Raw genomic sequence first — 13,364 nt, forward strand, 5'->3', positions numbered from 1 at the left:
CTGGCAAGGCGCCCAAAACACAAAACCCGCCTCGGCGGGCGGGTCGTTGGCGCAAATCAGCACCATGGACGAAAATGTAGCATGGCTGCCCTCACCCGGTCAAGGAAAAAATTCCTAGATCATTAAAGCCCCTCAAGCCTCCTCCTTGATCAGGCTCTACGCAGCCGCCGAAACCCGCATCCCCTAGCCGGCTTTTCATCAGCCGGCAGCTGTGGGACCATCAGAAGAAGCTCATGGAATGATTCGCGTCGTACGGCCTTTTAGGAGAGGACGATGGACAGGCCAGCCATGGCATCCGTCTTCAGGATGCGGCATGCTCCAGCCACGGTTTCCGGTGTGCGCAGCACCGGTCAGGGCCAGGCTGATCCGATCATCCGCGTGAACTCGCTTGGCGACGCGATCCGCTTTGTCGCCAACGCCTACCCCAACTACGACATCAGCGCCGCCGCCATCACCTGCGGCGATCCGTCGATCCCGCGCCTCGGCAGCCTCGAGGTCAAGGCGGTGTGGCGCGAATATGGCGAGCGCCTGACGAAGGAATAGGCCGGTAGCCGGGCCAGCGCCTGCCCGGCACCCGCGGCCGAAACAAGCCCGCGCCTGGCTTCGGATCGGAAACGGCGCTGGCGCGTTTCTCCTTTGGTCAATGGAGGGAACCCTATGAACGTCGCCAATCTGCAACTCGAAGGCCTGCTGATGGCCGTCGCCTCGATCAACCACGTGCTGGTTCGCAAAGGGGTGCTGACATCGGAGGAAATCGACATCGCGCTACGCAAGGCCGAGGCCAGCGAAACCGGCGAGGAGCGGTCCAACGGCATGTCGGCGTCGAGCCGCGACGCTGTCAATTTTCCGATCCGGCTGCTGGAGCTCGCCAACCAGTGCCAGCCGGAGGCCGACATGCCGTCCTTCTCGAAACTGGCCCGCATGGTCGGCCAGATGAAGGAACCGTATAACGATCAGCTGTGAGGCCCGGGCAGTTCACCGTTTCGCGGAAACGGCGAACGCCTCCAATTTTGTTGCTCGCCTCACGCCCTGCCCGGCCAGCCCAGGTTCAGCGCCAGTACCCTGCCCGGGCCATGCACGGCGGCAAACAGCAGTCCGGCCATGAACGAAAAATGGTCGACGAAGAAGCCGAACTCGGCCTGGTTGCCGGCCCAGTGGCTGGGCCCGTGGAAGGCGAAGCCGAGGAACAGCACATAGGCGGCGGCTATCAGCGCTGCCTGCGTGAAGAAGGCGCCGCTCAGGAAGCACAGCACCAGCGCCACCTCCAGGATCGCCGCGCACCATGCCAGGAACAGCGGAAACGGAAAGCCGGCGGCTGCGATGAAGCCTGCGGTGGCACCCATGCCCATGAATTTGAAGGTCACGGCCATCAGGAAGACGGCGGCGAAGATCAGGCGGGCAATGAGAAGGGCCGCGGTCTGCCACGGCGATTGGGTGAAGTCCGACATGCTGTCTCTCCAGGGTTGCAATGGATATCGACCCAAGGACGAGCAATGCCGCGCAGTTCCGACACCGGCCTGGAATTTTTTCCGCAAGCGCTGCCGGCGCCGGCCTGACGCTCACGGATAGGACGCCGTCGCCAGGCTCCAGCCTTGCCGCGACCCGCCCCAAAAGCTACCCTCGCCAAGGGGGCGTGATCCGTTTGCGAGGAGAGCCAGCAATGGCGACGGTCCGGTATCTCGTCAGCGATGTCGAGTTGGCGATAGAATTCTACACCAGGCATCTGGGGTTCGCGCTGCGGCAGCAGTTCGGTCCGGCGATGGCCATCCTGAAGCGCGACGACCTGACGTTCTGGCTCGCCGGCCCGATGGCGTCGGCGGCGAGACCGATGCCGGATGGCCGCACGCCGCAGCCGGGCGGCTGGAACCGCGTCGTCATCGAGGTGCAGGACCTGCCGGCGCTCGCCGCCCGCATGCGCGAGGCCGGCCTGCCGTTCCGCAACGAGATTGTCGACGGCCCCGGCGGCCGCCAGATCCTTTGCGAGGACCCGTCCGGCAACGTGGTCGAGCTCTTTGAACCAAAGGCATGATACCCGGGGCGCGTGGCCCTTGGCGCCAGCGTTCCCCAACAATTAGCGATGCCGAAACTTGTCCGTAACCGGCAACGTGGTATCGTTAGCCGGGGCTAATGCACAGGCATGTCCGGTGCATCTATTGGGGGGGTGAGTTTTGGGCATGAGCGTCAGGTTCAGGACGAAGTCCTATCTGGTCCGGTCACCGGTCCTTGAGTGTAACGGCTGTGGCGGCACCGGGCAGGTTTTCCAATGCCCGCGCTGGACAAGCTCCAACGGGCTTTGCTGTCCCGCCGGCACGCACCGGCGCGGCTGTCCCGGCGCCAGCGCGCCTTGCGCCGAATGCCGCGAGGCCGATCGCCATGCCGCTGGCCCCGCCTCTGCATCGGCCTGACGGCCCGCGATCCGCGTCGGGCTTCTATCGTCCGCCTGCCATGGAACCAGCAGCCCCGGTCGCTGTTATGTCTGATCCCGGCATCCTATATACTGATGCCCCGCGACCGTGCGGCTGACAGAAAGCGAGGCACGCAATGCCCGACGACAAAACGAAGATCAAGCAAGACCGCAAGCTGGTTTCGAGCGAGGAGACCTACGAGGTCGCCGCCTTCGCGCGCAAATACGGCATCCCGCAGAGCGAAGCCCAGACCATCATCAAGCGCTACGGCCCGTCGCGCAAGAAGCTCGACAATCACATGGCCGCGCGCGGATAGGACGGCCGCAAGCCGCAACCATTTCGCCGGCATTGCGTTGAAAGATGCTGCGGGCCGCATCAACCGGGTTGGTAGCTACCAACCCGGTTGGCTGGTACGATAAACGGGATTTTTTCCCGGTTTCCGGCCAACGAAATGGCGAGCATCTGTTCCGCCCGGCCCCTGGCGTGCCAGACTGACGAAAGCCAGACCGAGGGAGGCCGCGATCATGTCCGACACCACACGCAGAACCGGCAGTTGCCTGTGCGGCGGTGTGCATTTCGTCGTCACCGGCCAGCCGACACGCGTCGGCCTTTGTCACTGCAAGGACTGCCGCAAGGCCAGCGGCTCGGCCTATTCGGCCTTTGCGATCTGGCCACGCGACGCCTTTGAGACATCGGGCGAAGTCGCCTCTTACGGCACGCGCAGCTTTTGCCCGACCTGCGGCAGCCGCGTCGCCTGGGTCGGCGACACCGAGGTCGAGGTGATGCTCGGCAGCCTCGACGTCGCGCCGACCGACCTGGAGCCGCAATACGAATTGTGGATCAGCCGCCGCGAAACCTGGCTGCATGCCTTGCCCGGCACCGAACAGTTCGATCACGACCGGCCCGATGACGGGCCAGCGCCGGAAGACGTCGCTCCGCCGGCGCCGCGACCTCTGTCGGACGCCGTCATGCACGATTGAAAATTGATCTTTCGGGCCCGGAACCCTCCTTTGTCGGCGGCGTTATCCGGCGCCCGTCATGAGTGCCGTTGTTGCAGAGCCGCGGTCACTGTCGGGCGACATGCCACGGAGATTTCAGTTGAACGACAAGATGTTCCCCCGACCGATCCGCCTGAAATTCGCCGCCGAGCGTGAACGCGTGGTGCGCAGTGCCTGGGAGGGGCTGGAATGCCTCGGCGACTGGCCCGCCAGCCGAGGCCGGCGCTACCAGGCGGCGCTGCGCTGTTGCCGCGACGCGCTGGACGGCTGGACGCCGCCGGAAAAGGCGATGCGGGCGATGATCGACGCCGCGCGCGAAGCCAGCATCCTCCAATAGCGGGAAAACCAAAGGCGGGAAGAGCAATGGCCGATGTGATGCTGTCGACACCGGTGCGGATCAAGCCGCATGGCTCGGACACGATCCGTGAGGTGGCAACCCTTCAGGACGCCAGTGAAATCCTGATCGACTGGCCGCATGCCAGCCGCGGTCCCTTCTACCAGGCCGCGCGCGAAAAGATCGAGGCGGCGCTGGAAGACAAGGACGCCACGGCACAGGCGCAGGAAGCCTTCACGGCGCTGTGCGATCATGCCGGCGTGCTGGTTCGCTGACCCAACAAAAAAGCAGGCAATGCCCTCGCCCGCTTTTTGTAGATGCCGATCCCTATTTTTGCGCCGGTAGATCGCCATCGACGATCGGGTAAGAGGTCTCGAACCCGAAACTCTTCGGAGCCATCAGCATCAAGGCGATCAGGATAGCGATAAAGGCAATAAACGTGGCTGTGCTGGCAATATCTCTCAAGGCGCCGTCCTTCCAAAATTGAATTCTTGAAAGAAACGTTTTCCAGGATACGAGGTTCCGTCTTGGGCAATAATGCCGCCAGCCCCGCTTTCTACTGAGCCGGAGGCTGAGCTGGCACTTCGCCCGGCTTGATCACCGGGGTCTTGCCTACGTCGGGCGCCGGCGTGGCCATGCCCTGGTCACCGGTGGCCGGCGGCTTCAGCACCCCGCCGCAATCATTGAGCTTTTCGCTCAGATTGCCGCCACCTGGCTGCTGCTTGCCTTGATCGGGTTGCACCCTGCATTTGTCGGCCTGCGGCCCCAGGTCGGTGCCCTGCTGCTGATCCGTCTGTGCCGCCGCCGGCATGGCCAGGGCCAGCATCAGCGACGCGATGGCCAGAGGTTTCATCTGTGCCTCCTTTTGCTTTGACGGCCGCCCGCGGCAGCCTTCCTCGCAGGAACAACGCCCAACGGCCCGAAAGGTTGGCGAACAAGGGTGGGCGCTCCCGCGCGTCCGCCCGCAACCAAATCCAGCCTCCGGCCGTTGCCGGCAAGGAGGCATCACCATGTTCCGTGATTTTCAGACGATGGAGGTCGATACCGGCGAGGCCGGCATATTTGTCCGCCGTGCGGGCAGCGGTCCGCCGCTGCTGCTCTTGCACGGTTTTCCGCAGACCCATCTGATGTGGCGCGATGTGGCACCTGAATTGGCCAAGCGGTTTACCGTCATCTGCGCCGACCTGCGCGGCTACGGCGCCAGCTCGTGCCCGCCGTCGGACAGCGCGCACGCCCCTTATGCCAAACGGGCCATGGCCGCCGACATGGCGGCCCTGATGGCCAAGCTCGGCTTCGGCAGCTTCATGGTCGCCGGCCATGATCGCGGTGGGCGGGTCGCCTACCGCATGGCGCTCGATCATCCCGGCCGCATTGAAAAGCTTGCGGTGCTGGACATCGTCGCAACGGCCGACGCCTGGGATCGGGCCGACGCCAGACTGGCGCAGGGCTATTGGCCCTGGTCACTGCTGGCGCAGCCCGAGCCCTTGCCGGAGTTGATGCTGCGGGGATCCGCCGGGGCGGTCGTCGACAACGCGCTCGGCGGCTGGGGGTCATTGCCGTCAACGTTTCCGCCCGAGATGCGCCAGGCCTATGTTGATGCCTTGCGCGATCCCGCCCACATCCACGCCATCTGCGAGGAATACCGCGCGGCGGCGACGCTCGACCGTGAGCACGACCATGCCGACAAGGCCGCTGGCCGGCGCATCCGCTGCCCGGTGCTGGCGCTGTGGAGCGGGCAAGGCGCGCTTGCCGATTGGTATGCGGGCGAAGGCGGGCCGTTGGCTCTTTGGCGGGGCTGGGCCGATGATGTCCGCGGCCGGGCCATGCCCGGCGGCCATTTCTTCCCCGAGGAGGCGCCGGTACAAACCGCGCGGGAATTGGCGGATTTCTTCGGCCAACCAGATCGCGCCTAGAGGTCGACCTTGCCAGCGCCGCCTAAGGGACCGGGAAGCGAGGTTTCGCTGCATCGTCCGATGGGGCGGCAGGCGGATCGGTCCTTTGCGGGCACTCCTCATAGCGGTGGTCGCGGCCGCCGCAGAAGGAACAGCACATGGCTTCGCGGCCCTCGTTTCCGGGCCACCATTGCGGCGTTTCGTAAGGCTTCCTGCCACCCATGCCCAGCAATGCGCGACGCCTGGTTTGGTTGCGCGGACGGCCTCGCGCCGCGTCTTGCCCCGCGCAAGGCGCGGCCCGTCGCGGAACCGGCGGACAGACGATGGGTTTTATGGGACAATGCACGCAGCCCCGAACCAAAGAGAAGCCGCCATGTCCGCTCGCCTTCCTGTCCTGTTGATGACCTTGGGCACCATGCTCGCGGCGACCGCTGCAGCCGAGGCGCGACCCGACAGCCGCGGCATGAGCTGCACCGAGATCCGGGCCATGATCCAGAGCCGCCGCGCCGTGGTGCTGACCACGGGACCGAACACCTATGACCGCTATGTCAGGCAGTTCGGCAATGAATGCGACTGGCCGCAAGTGCCGATGTCGGCCTATATCCCGGCGCGCGACGGGCACTGCCCGGTCTATCGCTGCGAAGAGCCGGTCGACAACTTCCCGAATTGACGCCTCGCCGTCCTGACGGCATAACCATCCGAGCTTCTCCCGCTTCGTCTAATGGTAGGACAGCGCCCTTTGAAGGCGTGAATCGTGGTTCGAGCCCATGAGCGGGAACCAATTCAATGACTTAGGTGGTGGCCGTCTTGTTCGTCATCTCTCCCCTGGGCACTCAAAGATGGCGCCTCTGCCTTAACGCTTATTCAATTCTCCCTATATTAGAATACGCTAATGCGATTCTCTATTCTCCTTTTTTGCCTGGGAGCCTTCTTCTGTTGGGATTTCGCCGCCAACAATGGCGACTTCACCACTAGGCTTGGCATGCGAGTTGCCAACCTGATGCAGAAGTCAGGGATTTGACGCCGGCCAGGCACGCGATCTAACCGCTAGGCCGAACCGCCTCCAAACCAGCGGATGAACTCGACTTCCTTCCCGGTCACTTCCCGCACGGTCTTCAACAGCGCCTCGTGCAGGATCCGCATAGAGCGGTAGTGATCGCATGTAGGCGATATGAGCGGCTTCACGATGCTCTTGTGCAGCGCTTCCGCTGCCGCCAGGAAGCACTCGATTTCAGCCTGCGATAACTGCTTGGAAGGTTTGGTTCTAGCCATTGGCGATCTCCGTTTTGAGGGGTTCGCCGCAACGAGGAATATATTCCTCCACATGGGCGCCTCTCGCAAGCGGAACAAACAGGGGATTCACACATTCGGGGTTTGGATCTAGAATCTGCCCATGGACACGATCTTCGATGACCTATCCAAGGCCCTCAGAGCGCGCCGTGTGGACGCTTGGAGTCCTGTTCGCGCCATTGCCCTCGACTTTGCTGGCAAGCTGCTCATGGGCCTTGCCATCGGCTTGGGAGTCGGCCTTGGAACGGCAATCGCGGGCTAGCATTCGGCGCTGCCGGCTCAGAGCCTTGGCTTCTTTCCGCTGCTTGGTGGCGTTCATTTGTTCGCCGCGGTGGTGATTGCAATGCCAGCATGCGGCGACCAAGTTTTTGAGATCGTCCGTCCCGCCCTTCATCTTTGCCTTCCGATGCTCGATTGTCAGTGCTAGCTCGCCGGTCTTCTTGGTGGTGAGGTCGCGATGACAGTAGAAGCATTTGCCGTCCTGACGCCTATAAAGCTTGCGTCGCGCAAAGGCTCGATATTGCGGATTTCTTAGTGTCGGCATGCATATCCCCCAAACAAAAGGGATCATGTCCGCGTAAGAACGTCAATCCTTGCATTAGAGGATGCTTGACTAAGCCGCCGGCCACGGCAAAGTGATCCCTGTGGACAGGACAAGGCATTTTGGACATTCAGCACATCATTGCTTTTGCGAGGGGCAACGTGACGACCATCGTCCTAGCTGTTGTCGCAGCGGGGGGTGGCCGCATGCTTGATTGCGACTGTTGCAGGCCGCAAATCCAATCGCCCCAGAAAAACTCTCATCTAATGAACTTCGCTTTCGAAACGTCTTCGCCATGATGTCGGAGGAGCGCCGGCAATCGCTGATCTCGTACTATGCGCGGAAACATGAATGCAGCCGCGAGGAAGCCATGCTGCGAGCCGTAGAGGATAGATCCCGAGACGAAGGGCGCTGGTAGGGGGCGCCGGAGAGACTCGACATTCGAATGATGCCAATCTGATAGTCTGGGGTGTATGTTTGCGGTCGGCGTATGGTCCCAAATGTCCGCCAGTGAGGCGGCTCCGGTGACGCTGAGCCGTTGCTATGTCGTCGCTGACCTCGGATGTACAGGCAGCGACGGCAGCAAGGGGAAATAAACTCCTAGAGCGGCCACCACGCTCAAGCCTGCCCCTTCGGTTTTGCCTTGGCGCGATCTGCCGCTCGCCCGTCTGAACGGTTTGGAGAGATCAAAGGCGCCCTTTGAAGGCGTGAATCGTGGTTCGAGCCCATGAGCGGGAACCAGCACAATTAGCCTGCCCCAAGCCTGCCTTCCGTGATCACACCATAGGCCAAAGCGGCCACGTGGTTCACAGTGCAATCACAAGCGGTCGATTCCTTCGGGATGTAGCCACTGCGAAAGCCCGCTGCAGGTCGCTCCTGTGGCGGGCTTTTCCCATGGGGACCAAGGTCCCATGGCCCTCACGCAAAGGTCTGACGTAACCGCTTTGGTTCCGGTATCGTCCATTGGACGTTCCGTTACTTTATCCAATCGCGATATACACCTCCTTCATTTGAATGCTTCAGCTGTATCAGCCTTGCCGCATATATAGCCAGCCGGCAGCCGCCCCACGCCGGTAAGGCCCGGCACATGACTTTCCCCCAACCAGGTGTGCCGGGCCGCCGCCGTTCTGTCGGCTCGAAAAAGCCCGCGCTCTCGGCTAGAGGCGCGCGGGCCGATCGGAGAGCCGATCTTCAGCAGGGATGCCCCCATCCTGCCGACAATAGAAACCATTAGAAACGACTAATGTTCCATCAGCCGTGATTCACCTTCGATCGAATACCGGTTCCGCTGCTGCAAAATCGCCATTCAATTAGCGCTAACTTAATTAGCTATCTGCAATTTTAACGAATCGTTGACCGCGCTGTCCTATTTTGGAACAGCGCGGTCAAACCCCAACCGGACCGCGTGGGCGGCTCCGGCAACCCAGCCCCCGTTGCACTGTCGGAGCCGCCACCACACCCATATAAAATACCAGCAATGGTTGAATCAACAGTTACCACGCGTGCTTTCCAGTGCGCTAACGACGCCATTTTTCCAGGCAGTGCCGCGGATCGGGGAATGCGTTTCGCTTTCGATCGAGGAAGCCCGCAGGACCTTCAGGTCTCGCGCTCCGTGCATATCCCCGAGCCAACATTCGAAGATGTCGCCATCATGGTCGAGGTGACCAAGGACATCCTCTAGCTAGCGCTACTGGCGCGGCCAGGGACGATGCGTTCTACGCCGACGCCCAGCCTCACGCGACAGTGATTGGAGCCGGTGAAACTTTGCGCCGACATGCGCGTTTTTCGCCAGCAACTTTGTCGAGGTTGCGATGCAAACTGCGTGGTTCTCCAAGCCGGTGGTGGTTTCGGTCGGTGTGGCCGGCGCCACCCGCAACCTGTCCAATACACAGCAGGCCATCGAATTGTTGACGACACATTGGCGCGACGCCGGCAGCCCGAAACATCAGTCCGCGCTGCGCGCCTGCCAGCGAGCGACAAGCGGCGACGTGCCTCCCGATATCGCCAGGGAGGCTTTCATCGATGCCGCGCGCGAGGCGCATATACTGGTCGAGTAAGCCGCGCCGCATTCACGGATCGCAACGACAATTCACAATTTCGTGATCAAGGGAACCGTTTGAAACGGCAAGCGTTTTTTTGCGGACGTCTTTTTGTCAGGCAACATCAGGAGGCGTTTATGCGCATCATGAATCTCGTCACGCTTGCCCTCATCATCCTTGGCGGTCTCAACTGGCTGTCCATGGGTGTGGTCGGCTATGACGTCATCGGCACGGTCCTTGGGGGCGCCATGCTGGCCCGCCTGGCCTATCTGATCATAGGCCTTGCAGCCATATGGCAGCTCATGCCGGGCTTCCAGAGCTTCACCATTGGGGAAGTCGATGCCGAAGGGCATCTCCCTCATCACCGGTGACCGGCAAGCCGGGGCGGCGGAGGACCCGCCGCCCCGGTTGGACATGACGCCAATCCCTTTTTACGGGCCATACGGGACGTTCAGATGCCGAAGCCCAGCGCTGCGCTATCATCGGCCTCGACGCCGGCTTGCGGCACGATGATCGATGCCAGCGGCGCACTGAGGCGCCAGCTGAGACGGCCGGGCGAGCGCTCCAGTTGAGCCGAGCCGCCCAGCGACTGCGGCGCCACCCGCTGCAGGACAACTGTGCCGAACCCCTTGCGCGCGTTCTCCTCGCGACTGTCGTCCGAACGGGGCGTGGAAGTCTCGGTCCAAAGCAGCTGGAAGTCGCGTCCGCCCGACGCACCGACACTCTTGGTGCCCAAGTCTTTGGCACCCAAGTCTTTGGTACCCAAGTCCTGGGCGCTTGAGCCGATTGTCCAGGTGATCTCGACCTGGCCGTCTTCGCTGCCAAGCGCGCCATATTTGGAGGAATTCGTGCCGAGCTCGTGGAAGGCCATGCCGAGATTCTGCACCGCATTCGACTGCAGCGTCAGGACCGGGCCGGAGAGCAGGATCTGCTCCTCGCGGCCGAAAGGCTTCAGATGTTCCTGGATCAGGTCGAACAGGCTGGCGCCGGCCCACTCCGAGGTGACGAGCAGATCATGCGAGCGCGACAGCGCCATGATGCGGGCGCGGATCAGTTCCTCGAACTCCTGCGGGTCGCTCGAGCGCTTGCTCGTCTCCCTGACCATCGACAGGATGACCGCGAACTGGTTCTTGACGCGATGATTGACCTCCCGCATCAAGAGCCTGATGCGGCGCTCGCTCTCCTTGGCGGCGGAAATGTCGCGGGCGATTTTCGAGGCGCCGACGATCTCGCCCAGGGCGTTCTTGATCGGCGAAACCGTCAGCGAGACGGAGATAAGCGTGCCGTCCTTGCGCCTTCGCGTCGTCTCATAACTCGCCACGCGGTGGCCACTGCGAACCCTGCTGATGATCTCGGTCTCCTCGCTCTTGAGGTGATCGGGGATGAGCATGAGGATCGACTGGCCGATGGCTTCCTCGGCGGTGTAGCCGAACATGCGTTCGGCCGCCAGGTTCCAGCTCGTGATGATGCTGGTCAAATCCTTGCTGATGATGGCATCGAAAGATGAATCGACGATGGCCGCGAGGCGTGCGTCGGCGGTCGCGCTCTGTTTTTCGTTGTTTGTTGCGATGTCCGCCGTTGCCGCCACGATTTCGCTCATAGGCATGAGGTAGCGCGCAAGCGGATCAAGGCAATCTCCCCGGGCGCAATTCGCATACGGCGCGCCACGGGCGAAACCGGCTTCACTTCGAAGGCCGGTCGCTCGTCTTGCCGTCGCCGTCGGGCAGCACGCCGAACTCCTGCGATTTGACGCCCTGCTCGGCCGTCAGGAATCCGTCCGAGGAAAGACCGCGCCGCAGCAGTTCCCGGACCGCTGCCGACCGGCTTGGCATGCGCTTTTCGAAGCGCCAGTTTTCCAGCGCCGCCAATTCGTCCGTGGTGAGCATGATCTGCAGGCGTTCCGGGCGTTCCAGTTCAGCCATGTGCGCGCTCCTCGCTCAGGACTAAAAATACGGTGAGTTAGTATCTAACTCATTCAACTTATAATTATGGTAGCCCTCATGACGCGTCAAGACCGGCCAGTGAGCCCTCCGCACATCAAACGCATGATGCTCATCGAACGCCTGATGCCCTTTCCTGTAATTACACTAACTTACTGATTTTATTTGGATATTCCGAAAATTTCACTTGCCACCCCGGCATCCCGGGCGCATGCTTCAATCCAGACAGAAAACCGTTCCCCATGGGAGGTTTCGATGCGGTATGATTATTCCATGCGTCTGCGCGACGACGTCAATTCGGCGGTCGAGAAGGCATTCAAGACGGCCGGCATCGTCAACATCACGATGACGGCCGAGCAGGTCAGGATCATGAATCTGGCCGAGAATGTCGCCCTCGAGGACATTGAATATCTGGTTTTGCAGGCTGCCCAACTGCTTGGCGCGGCAATCGAATTCGACACATTGAGCAGCGGGTTGGCGCTCTCCGGAAACGGGATTGTCGAGGGTGAGGAACCAGCGATCAGCCCCCTCATCCTTTCGCAGCCGGCCTCGATCCAGTGATGTCGCTCTGACGCAGATCCCCCTCCGGTGGCGGCGTCGCTTCCAACATGTGGATAAACGTATGGCGCGGGCCTGAGCCTGCCCGGGCGCCCCATGATCACAGTCCGTTGAGGCGGCGCTGGACACCTATGGCAACCGAGCGCACGCCCTATATGGTGCTGCAAACCCCAAGCGGAGCAGCGCAGCCATGACCCTCGCGACACGAAAACTCGGCAGCCAGGGATTGACAGTCTCGGCCATCGGCCTCGGCTGCATGGGCATGAGCCAGTCTTACGGCCCGGCCGACGAGGCCGAGTCCATCGCCACGCTGCATCGCGCCATCGAACTTGGCTGCACCTTCCTGGATACCGCCGAGGTCTATGGCCCGCACACCAACGAGGCATTGCTCGGCCGGGCACTGAAGGGCAAACGCGATCAGGTGACGATCGCCACCAAATTCGGCTTCCGCATCGAAAACGGCAAGCAGCTCAGCGGGGTCGATAGCCGGCCCGAGCATATCCGCGAGGTTGTCGAAGCCTCGCTCGGCCGGCTCGCCACCGACCATATCGACCTGCTCTACCAGCACCGTGTCGACCCTGATGTGCCGATGGAGGATGTCGCCGGCGCGGTCGGCAAGCTTGTGGCCGAGGGCAAGGTGCGCTTTTTCGGCCTGTCGGAGGCCGGTAGCGCCAACATCCGCCGGGCGCATGCCGTCTTCCCCGTCTCGGCGCTGCAGAGCGAATATTCGCTGTGGGAGCGCAATCTGGAGCCGGAGATCATCCCGCTGCTCAAGGAACTCGGCATCGGCCTGGTGCCCTTCTCGCCGCTCGGCCGCGGCTTTCTCACCGGCGATGTCAAGCGCGCCGAGGATTACCCCGAAGGCGACTACCGCCGCAACGACCCGCGCTACCAGGGCGAGAATTACGACGCCAATGTCGAGGCCGCCGGCACGGTGCGCGCCATCGCAGCTGCCCGGGGCGTCAAGCCAGGGCAGATCGCGCTGGCATGGCTGCTCGGCAAGGGCATTGGCTTCGGCATGGATATCGTGCCGATCCCCGGCACCAAGCGCAGAAAATATCTGGAGGAGAATGTCGCCGCCGCCTCGCTGAAACTCGACGCCGCCGAAATGGCCGCGCTGGACGAGGCGCTGGCGCCGGAAAAGATCTCCGGCCCGCGCTACGGCGAACGGGGGATGGCGATGGTGGATCGGTAGCGCTTGGAGCCGCGATCAGGGCGCGTGCTGTCGATCGTCAAACTCAATTGCGAATACCGAAACATGTTCGGCCGACATCAGCGCCGGCTCGTTTTTGCCGCCTGATCTGAAGCCCTCGCTGTACATGAGGTTCTGACGCCGACGATGCGCAGCGCCTGCGGCCGTTGGAATT

The 13,364-nt window shown here is 62.4% G+C and carries 21 protein-coding genes and 1 tRNA gene; 15 read left to right on the plus strand and 7 right to left on the minus strand.

The window, feature by feature from the left end:
- Positions 1–273 precede the first annotated feature (273 nt).
- Both MAFF_RS08195 and MAFF_RS08200 read left to right on the plus strand, forming a co-directional pair.
- On the plus strand, positions 274–543 hold the full coding sequence (locus MAFF_RS08195) for a hypothetical protein (protein WP_010910422.1): 270 nt from the start codon (positions 274–276) through the stop codon (positions 541–543).
- A gap of 114 nt (positions 544–657) precedes the next feature.
- A complete protein-coding gene (locus MAFF_RS08200) occupies positions 658–963 on the plus strand; it encodes a hypothetical protein (RefSeq protein ID WP_010910423.1) in 306 nt (101 codons plus the stop codon).
- A 59-nt stretch (positions 964–1,022) separates the two neighbouring features.
- On the opposite strand, the gene MAFF_RS08205 is transcribed toward MAFF_RS08200, so the two are convergent.
- Positions 1,023–1,448 carry a DoxX family protein gene (locus MAFF_RS08205; RefSeq protein WP_010910424.1) on the minus strand — a complete coding sequence of 142 codons (426 nt, stop codon included), beginning with the start codon at positions 1,446–1,448 and terminating at the stop codon, positions 1,023–1,025.
- Positions 1,449–1,660: 212 nt separating this feature from the next.
- On the opposite strand from MAFF_RS08205, the gene MAFF_RS08210 reads away from it, so the two are divergent.
- The 5 genes from MAFF_RS08210 (at position 1,661) to MAFF_RS08230 (ending at position 4,012) form a co-directional block, all read left to right on the plus strand.
- Positions 1,661–2,029 carry a VOC family protein gene (locus tag MAFF_RS08210; RefSeq protein ID WP_044548122.1) on the plus strand — a complete coding sequence of 123 codons (369 nt, stop codon included), beginning with the start codon at positions 1,661–1,663 and terminating at the stop codon, positions 2,027–2,029.
- A gap of 512 nt (positions 2,030–2,541) precedes the next feature.
- Positions 2,542–2,721: a DUF3606 domain-containing protein gene (locus tag MAFF_RS08215; RefSeq protein ID WP_010910426.1), complete on the plus strand. Its 180-nt coding sequence runs from the start codon at positions 2,542–2,544 to the stop codon at positions 2,719–2,721.
- Between the two features lie 208 nt (positions 2,722–2,929).
- The gene (locus MAFF_RS08220; protein WP_010910427.1) at positions 2,930–3,385 is read left to right on the plus strand and encodes a GFA family protein; all 456 of its coding nucleotides are present in this window, start codon (positions 2,930–2,932) and stop codon (positions 3,383–3,385) included.
- Positions 3,386–3,503: 118 nt separating this feature from the next.
- Entirely contained in the window at positions 3,504–3,740 is a 237-nt protein-coding gene (locus MAFF_RS08225; RefSeq protein ID WP_032930922.1) for a DUF982 domain-containing protein, read from the plus strand.
- A 26-nt stretch (positions 3,741–3,766) separates the two neighbouring features.
- A complete protein-coding gene (locus MAFF_RS08230) occupies positions 3,767–4,012 on the plus strand; it encodes a DUF982 domain-containing protein (protein WP_032930923.1) in 246 nt (81 codons plus the stop codon).
- 52 nt (positions 4,013–4,064) lie between these two features.
- On the opposite strand, the gene MAFF_RS39960 is transcribed toward MAFF_RS08230, so the two are convergent.
- Complete coding sequence (locus MAFF_RS39960; protein WP_167316194.1) at positions 4,065–4,202, minus strand: hypothetical protein; 138 nt, start codon at positions 4,200–4,202, stop codon at positions 4,065–4,067.
- Positions 4,203–4,293: 91 nt separating this feature from the next.
- Positions 4,294–4,590, minus strand: a complete 297-nt coding sequence (locus MAFF_RS08235) for a hypothetical protein (protein WP_010910429.1) — start codon at positions 4,588–4,590, stop codon at positions 4,294–4,296.
- Between the two features lie 157 nt (positions 4,591–4,747).
- Here MAFF_RS08235 and MAFF_RS08240 point away from each other — a divergent pair, with 157 nt between their 5' ends.
- The 3 genes from MAFF_RS08240 to MAFF_RS08250 all read left to right on the plus strand — a co-directional run bounded on the left by MAFF_RS08240 (position 4,748) and on the right by MAFF_RS08250 (position 6,410).
- The gene (locus MAFF_RS08240) at positions 4,748–5,650 is read left to right on the plus strand and encodes an alpha/beta fold hydrolase (protein WP_010910430.1); all 903 of its coding nucleotides are present in this window, start codon (positions 4,748–4,750) and stop codon (positions 5,648–5,650) included.
- A gap of 352 nt (positions 5,651–6,002) precedes the next feature.
- Entirely contained in the window at positions 6,003–6,299 is a 297-nt protein-coding gene (locus MAFF_RS08245) for a hypothetical protein (RefSeq protein WP_044548124.1), read from the plus strand.
- 37 nt (positions 6,300–6,336) lie between these two features.
- A tRNA-Gln gene (locus tag MAFF_RS08250) sits at positions 6,337–6,410 on the plus strand.
- Between the two features lie 266 nt (positions 6,411–6,676).
- Here MAFF_RS08250 and MAFF_RS08255 read toward each other — a convergent pair.
- Both MAFF_RS08255 and MAFF_RS36610 read right to left on the minus strand, forming a co-directional pair.
- A complete protein-coding gene (locus MAFF_RS08255) occupies positions 6,677–6,901 on the minus strand; it encodes a hypothetical protein (RefSeq protein WP_044548125.1) in 225 nt (74 codons plus the stop codon).
- Between the two features lie 142 nt (positions 6,902–7,043).
- Entirely contained in the window at positions 7,044–7,463 is a 420-nt protein-coding gene (locus MAFF_RS36610; RefSeq protein WP_048894782.1) for an HNH endonuclease, read from the minus strand.
- 1,555 nt (positions 7,464–9,018) lie between these two features.
- On the opposite strand from MAFF_RS36610, the gene MAFF_RS41160 reads away from it, so the two are divergent.
- The 3 genes from MAFF_RS41160 to MAFF_RS08275 all read left to right on the plus strand — a co-directional run bounded on the left by MAFF_RS41160 (position 9,019) and on the right by MAFF_RS08275 (position 9,870).
- Positions 9,019–9,141 carry a hypothetical protein gene (locus tag MAFF_RS41160; RefSeq protein ID WP_280113142.1) on the plus strand — a complete coding sequence of 41 codons (123 nt, stop codon included), beginning with the start codon at positions 9,019–9,021 and terminating at the stop codon, positions 9,139–9,141.
- A gap of 130 nt (positions 9,142–9,271) precedes the next feature.
- Positions 9,272–9,517, plus strand: coding sequence for a DUF982 domain-containing protein (locus MAFF_RS08270; RefSeq protein ID WP_044548127.1), 246 nt, complete (start codon positions 9,272–9,274; stop codon positions 9,515–9,517).
- A gap of 119 nt (positions 9,518–9,636) precedes the next feature.
- Positions 9,637–9,870: a DUF378 domain-containing protein gene (locus tag MAFF_RS08275; protein WP_010910434.1), complete on the plus strand. Its 234-nt coding sequence runs from the start codon at positions 9,637–9,639 to the stop codon at positions 9,868–9,870.
- Positions 9,871–9,950: 80 nt separating this feature from the next.
- Here MAFF_RS08275 and MAFF_RS08280 read toward each other — a convergent pair whose 3' ends face one another.
- Both MAFF_RS08280 and MAFF_RS08285 read right to left on the minus strand, forming a co-directional pair.
- Positions 9,951–11,105 (minus strand): sensor histidine kinase, encoded by a 1,155-nt coding sequence (locus MAFF_RS08280; protein ID WP_010910435.1) that lies wholly within the window; start codon positions 11,103–11,105, stop codon positions 9,951–9,953.
- 76 nt (positions 11,106–11,181) lie between these two features.
- A complete protein-coding gene (locus tag MAFF_RS08285) occupies positions 11,182–11,421 on the minus strand; it encodes a hypothetical protein (protein WP_010910436.1) in 240 nt (79 codons plus the stop codon).
- A gap of 273 nt (positions 11,422–11,694) precedes the next feature.
- Between MAFF_RS08285 and MAFF_RS08290 the strand changes: the two genes are divergently transcribed.
- Both MAFF_RS08290 and MAFF_RS08295 read left to right on the plus strand, forming a co-directional pair.
- The gene (locus MAFF_RS08290) at positions 11,695–12,000 is read left to right on the plus strand and encodes a hypothetical protein (protein ID WP_010910437.1); all 306 of its coding nucleotides are present in this window, start codon (positions 11,695–11,697) and stop codon (positions 11,998–12,000) included.
- 187 nt (positions 12,001–12,187) lie between these two features.
- On the plus strand, positions 12,188–13,192 hold the full coding sequence (locus MAFF_RS08295; RefSeq protein ID WP_010910438.1) for an aldo/keto reductase: 1,005 nt from the start codon (positions 12,188–12,190) through the stop codon (positions 13,190–13,192).
- Positions 13,193–13,364 lie beyond the last annotated feature (172 nt).

The sequence above is a fragment of the Mesorhizobium japonicum MAFF 303099 genome (assembly GCF_000009625.1).
GTDB lineage: Bacteria > Pseudomonadota > Alphaproteobacteria > Rhizobiales > Rhizobiaceae > Mesorhizobium > Mesorhizobium japonicum.

Coding starts and splice junctions, on each gene's coding strand:
- MAFF_RS08240 (WP_010910430.1), top strand. CDS start 4,748: ATGTTCCGTGATTTTCAGACGATGGAGGTCGATACCGGCGAGGCCGGC.
- MAFF_RS08205 (WP_010910424.1), bottom strand. CDS start 1,448: ATGTCGGACTTCACCCAATCGCCGTGGCAGACCGCGGCCCTTCTCATT.
- MAFF_RS08215 (WP_010910426.1), top strand. CDS start 2,542: ATGCCCGACGACAAAACGAAGATCAAGCAAGACCGCAAGCTGGTTTCG.
- MAFF_RS08195 (WP_010910422.1), top strand. CDS start 274: ATGGACAGGCCAGCCATGGCATCCGTCTTCAGGATGCGGCATGCTCCA.
- MAFF_RS36610 (WP_048894782.1), bottom strand. CDS start 7,463: ATGCCGACACTAAGAAATCCGCAATATCGAGCCTTTGCGCGACGCAAG.
- MAFF_RS08290 (WP_010910437.1), top strand. CDS start 11,695: ATGCGGTATGATTATTCCATGCGTCTGCGCGACGACGTCAATTCGGCG.
- MAFF_RS08280 (WP_010910435.1), bottom strand. CDS start 11,105: ATGCCTATGAGCGAAATCGTGGCGGCAACGGCGGACATCGCAACAAAC.
- MAFF_RS08235 (WP_010910429.1), bottom strand. CDS start 4,590: ATGAAACCTCTGGCCATCGCGTCGCTGATGCTGGCCCTGGCCATGCCG.
- MAFF_RS08285 (WP_010910436.1), bottom strand. CDS start 11,421: ATGGCTGAACTGGAACGCCCGGAACGCCTGCAGATCATGCTCACCACG.
- MAFF_RS41160 (WP_280113142.1), top strand. CDS start 9,019: ATGCGTTTCGCTTTCGATCGAGGAAGCCCGCAGGACCTTCAGGTCTCG.
- MAFF_RS08220 (WP_010910427.1), top strand. CDS start 2,930: ATGTCCGACACCACACGCAGAACCGGCAGTTGCCTGTGCGGCGGTGTG.
- MAFF_RS08295 (WP_010910438.1), top strand. CDS start 12,188: ATGACCCTCGCGACACGAAAACTCGGCAGCCAGGGATTGACAGTCTCG.
- MAFF_RS08210 (WP_044548122.1), top strand. CDS start 1,661: ATGGCGACGGTCCGGTATCTCGTCAGCGATGTCGAGTTGGCGATAGAA.
- MAFF_RS08270 (WP_044548127.1), top strand. CDS start 9,272: ATGCAAACTGCGTGGTTCTCCAAGCCGGTGGTGGTTTCGGTCGGTGTG.
- MAFF_RS08245 (WP_044548124.1), top strand. CDS start 6,003: ATGTCCGCTCGCCTTCCTGTCCTGTTGATGACCTTGGGCACCATGCTC.
- MAFF_RS08230 (WP_032930923.1), top strand. CDS start 3,767: ATGGCCGATGTGATGCTGTCGACACCGGTGCGGATCAAGCCGCATGGC.
- MAFF_RS08200 (WP_010910423.1), top strand. CDS start 658: ATGAACGTCGCCAATCTGCAACTCGAAGGCCTGCTGATGGCCGTCGCC.
- MAFF_RS08275 (WP_010910434.1), top strand. CDS start 9,637: ATGCGCATCATGAATCTCGTCACGCTTGCCCTCATCATCCTTGGCGGT.
- MAFF_RS08255 (WP_044548125.1), bottom strand. CDS start 6,901: ATGGCTAGAACCAAACCTTCCAAGCAGTTATCGCAGGCTGAAATCGAG.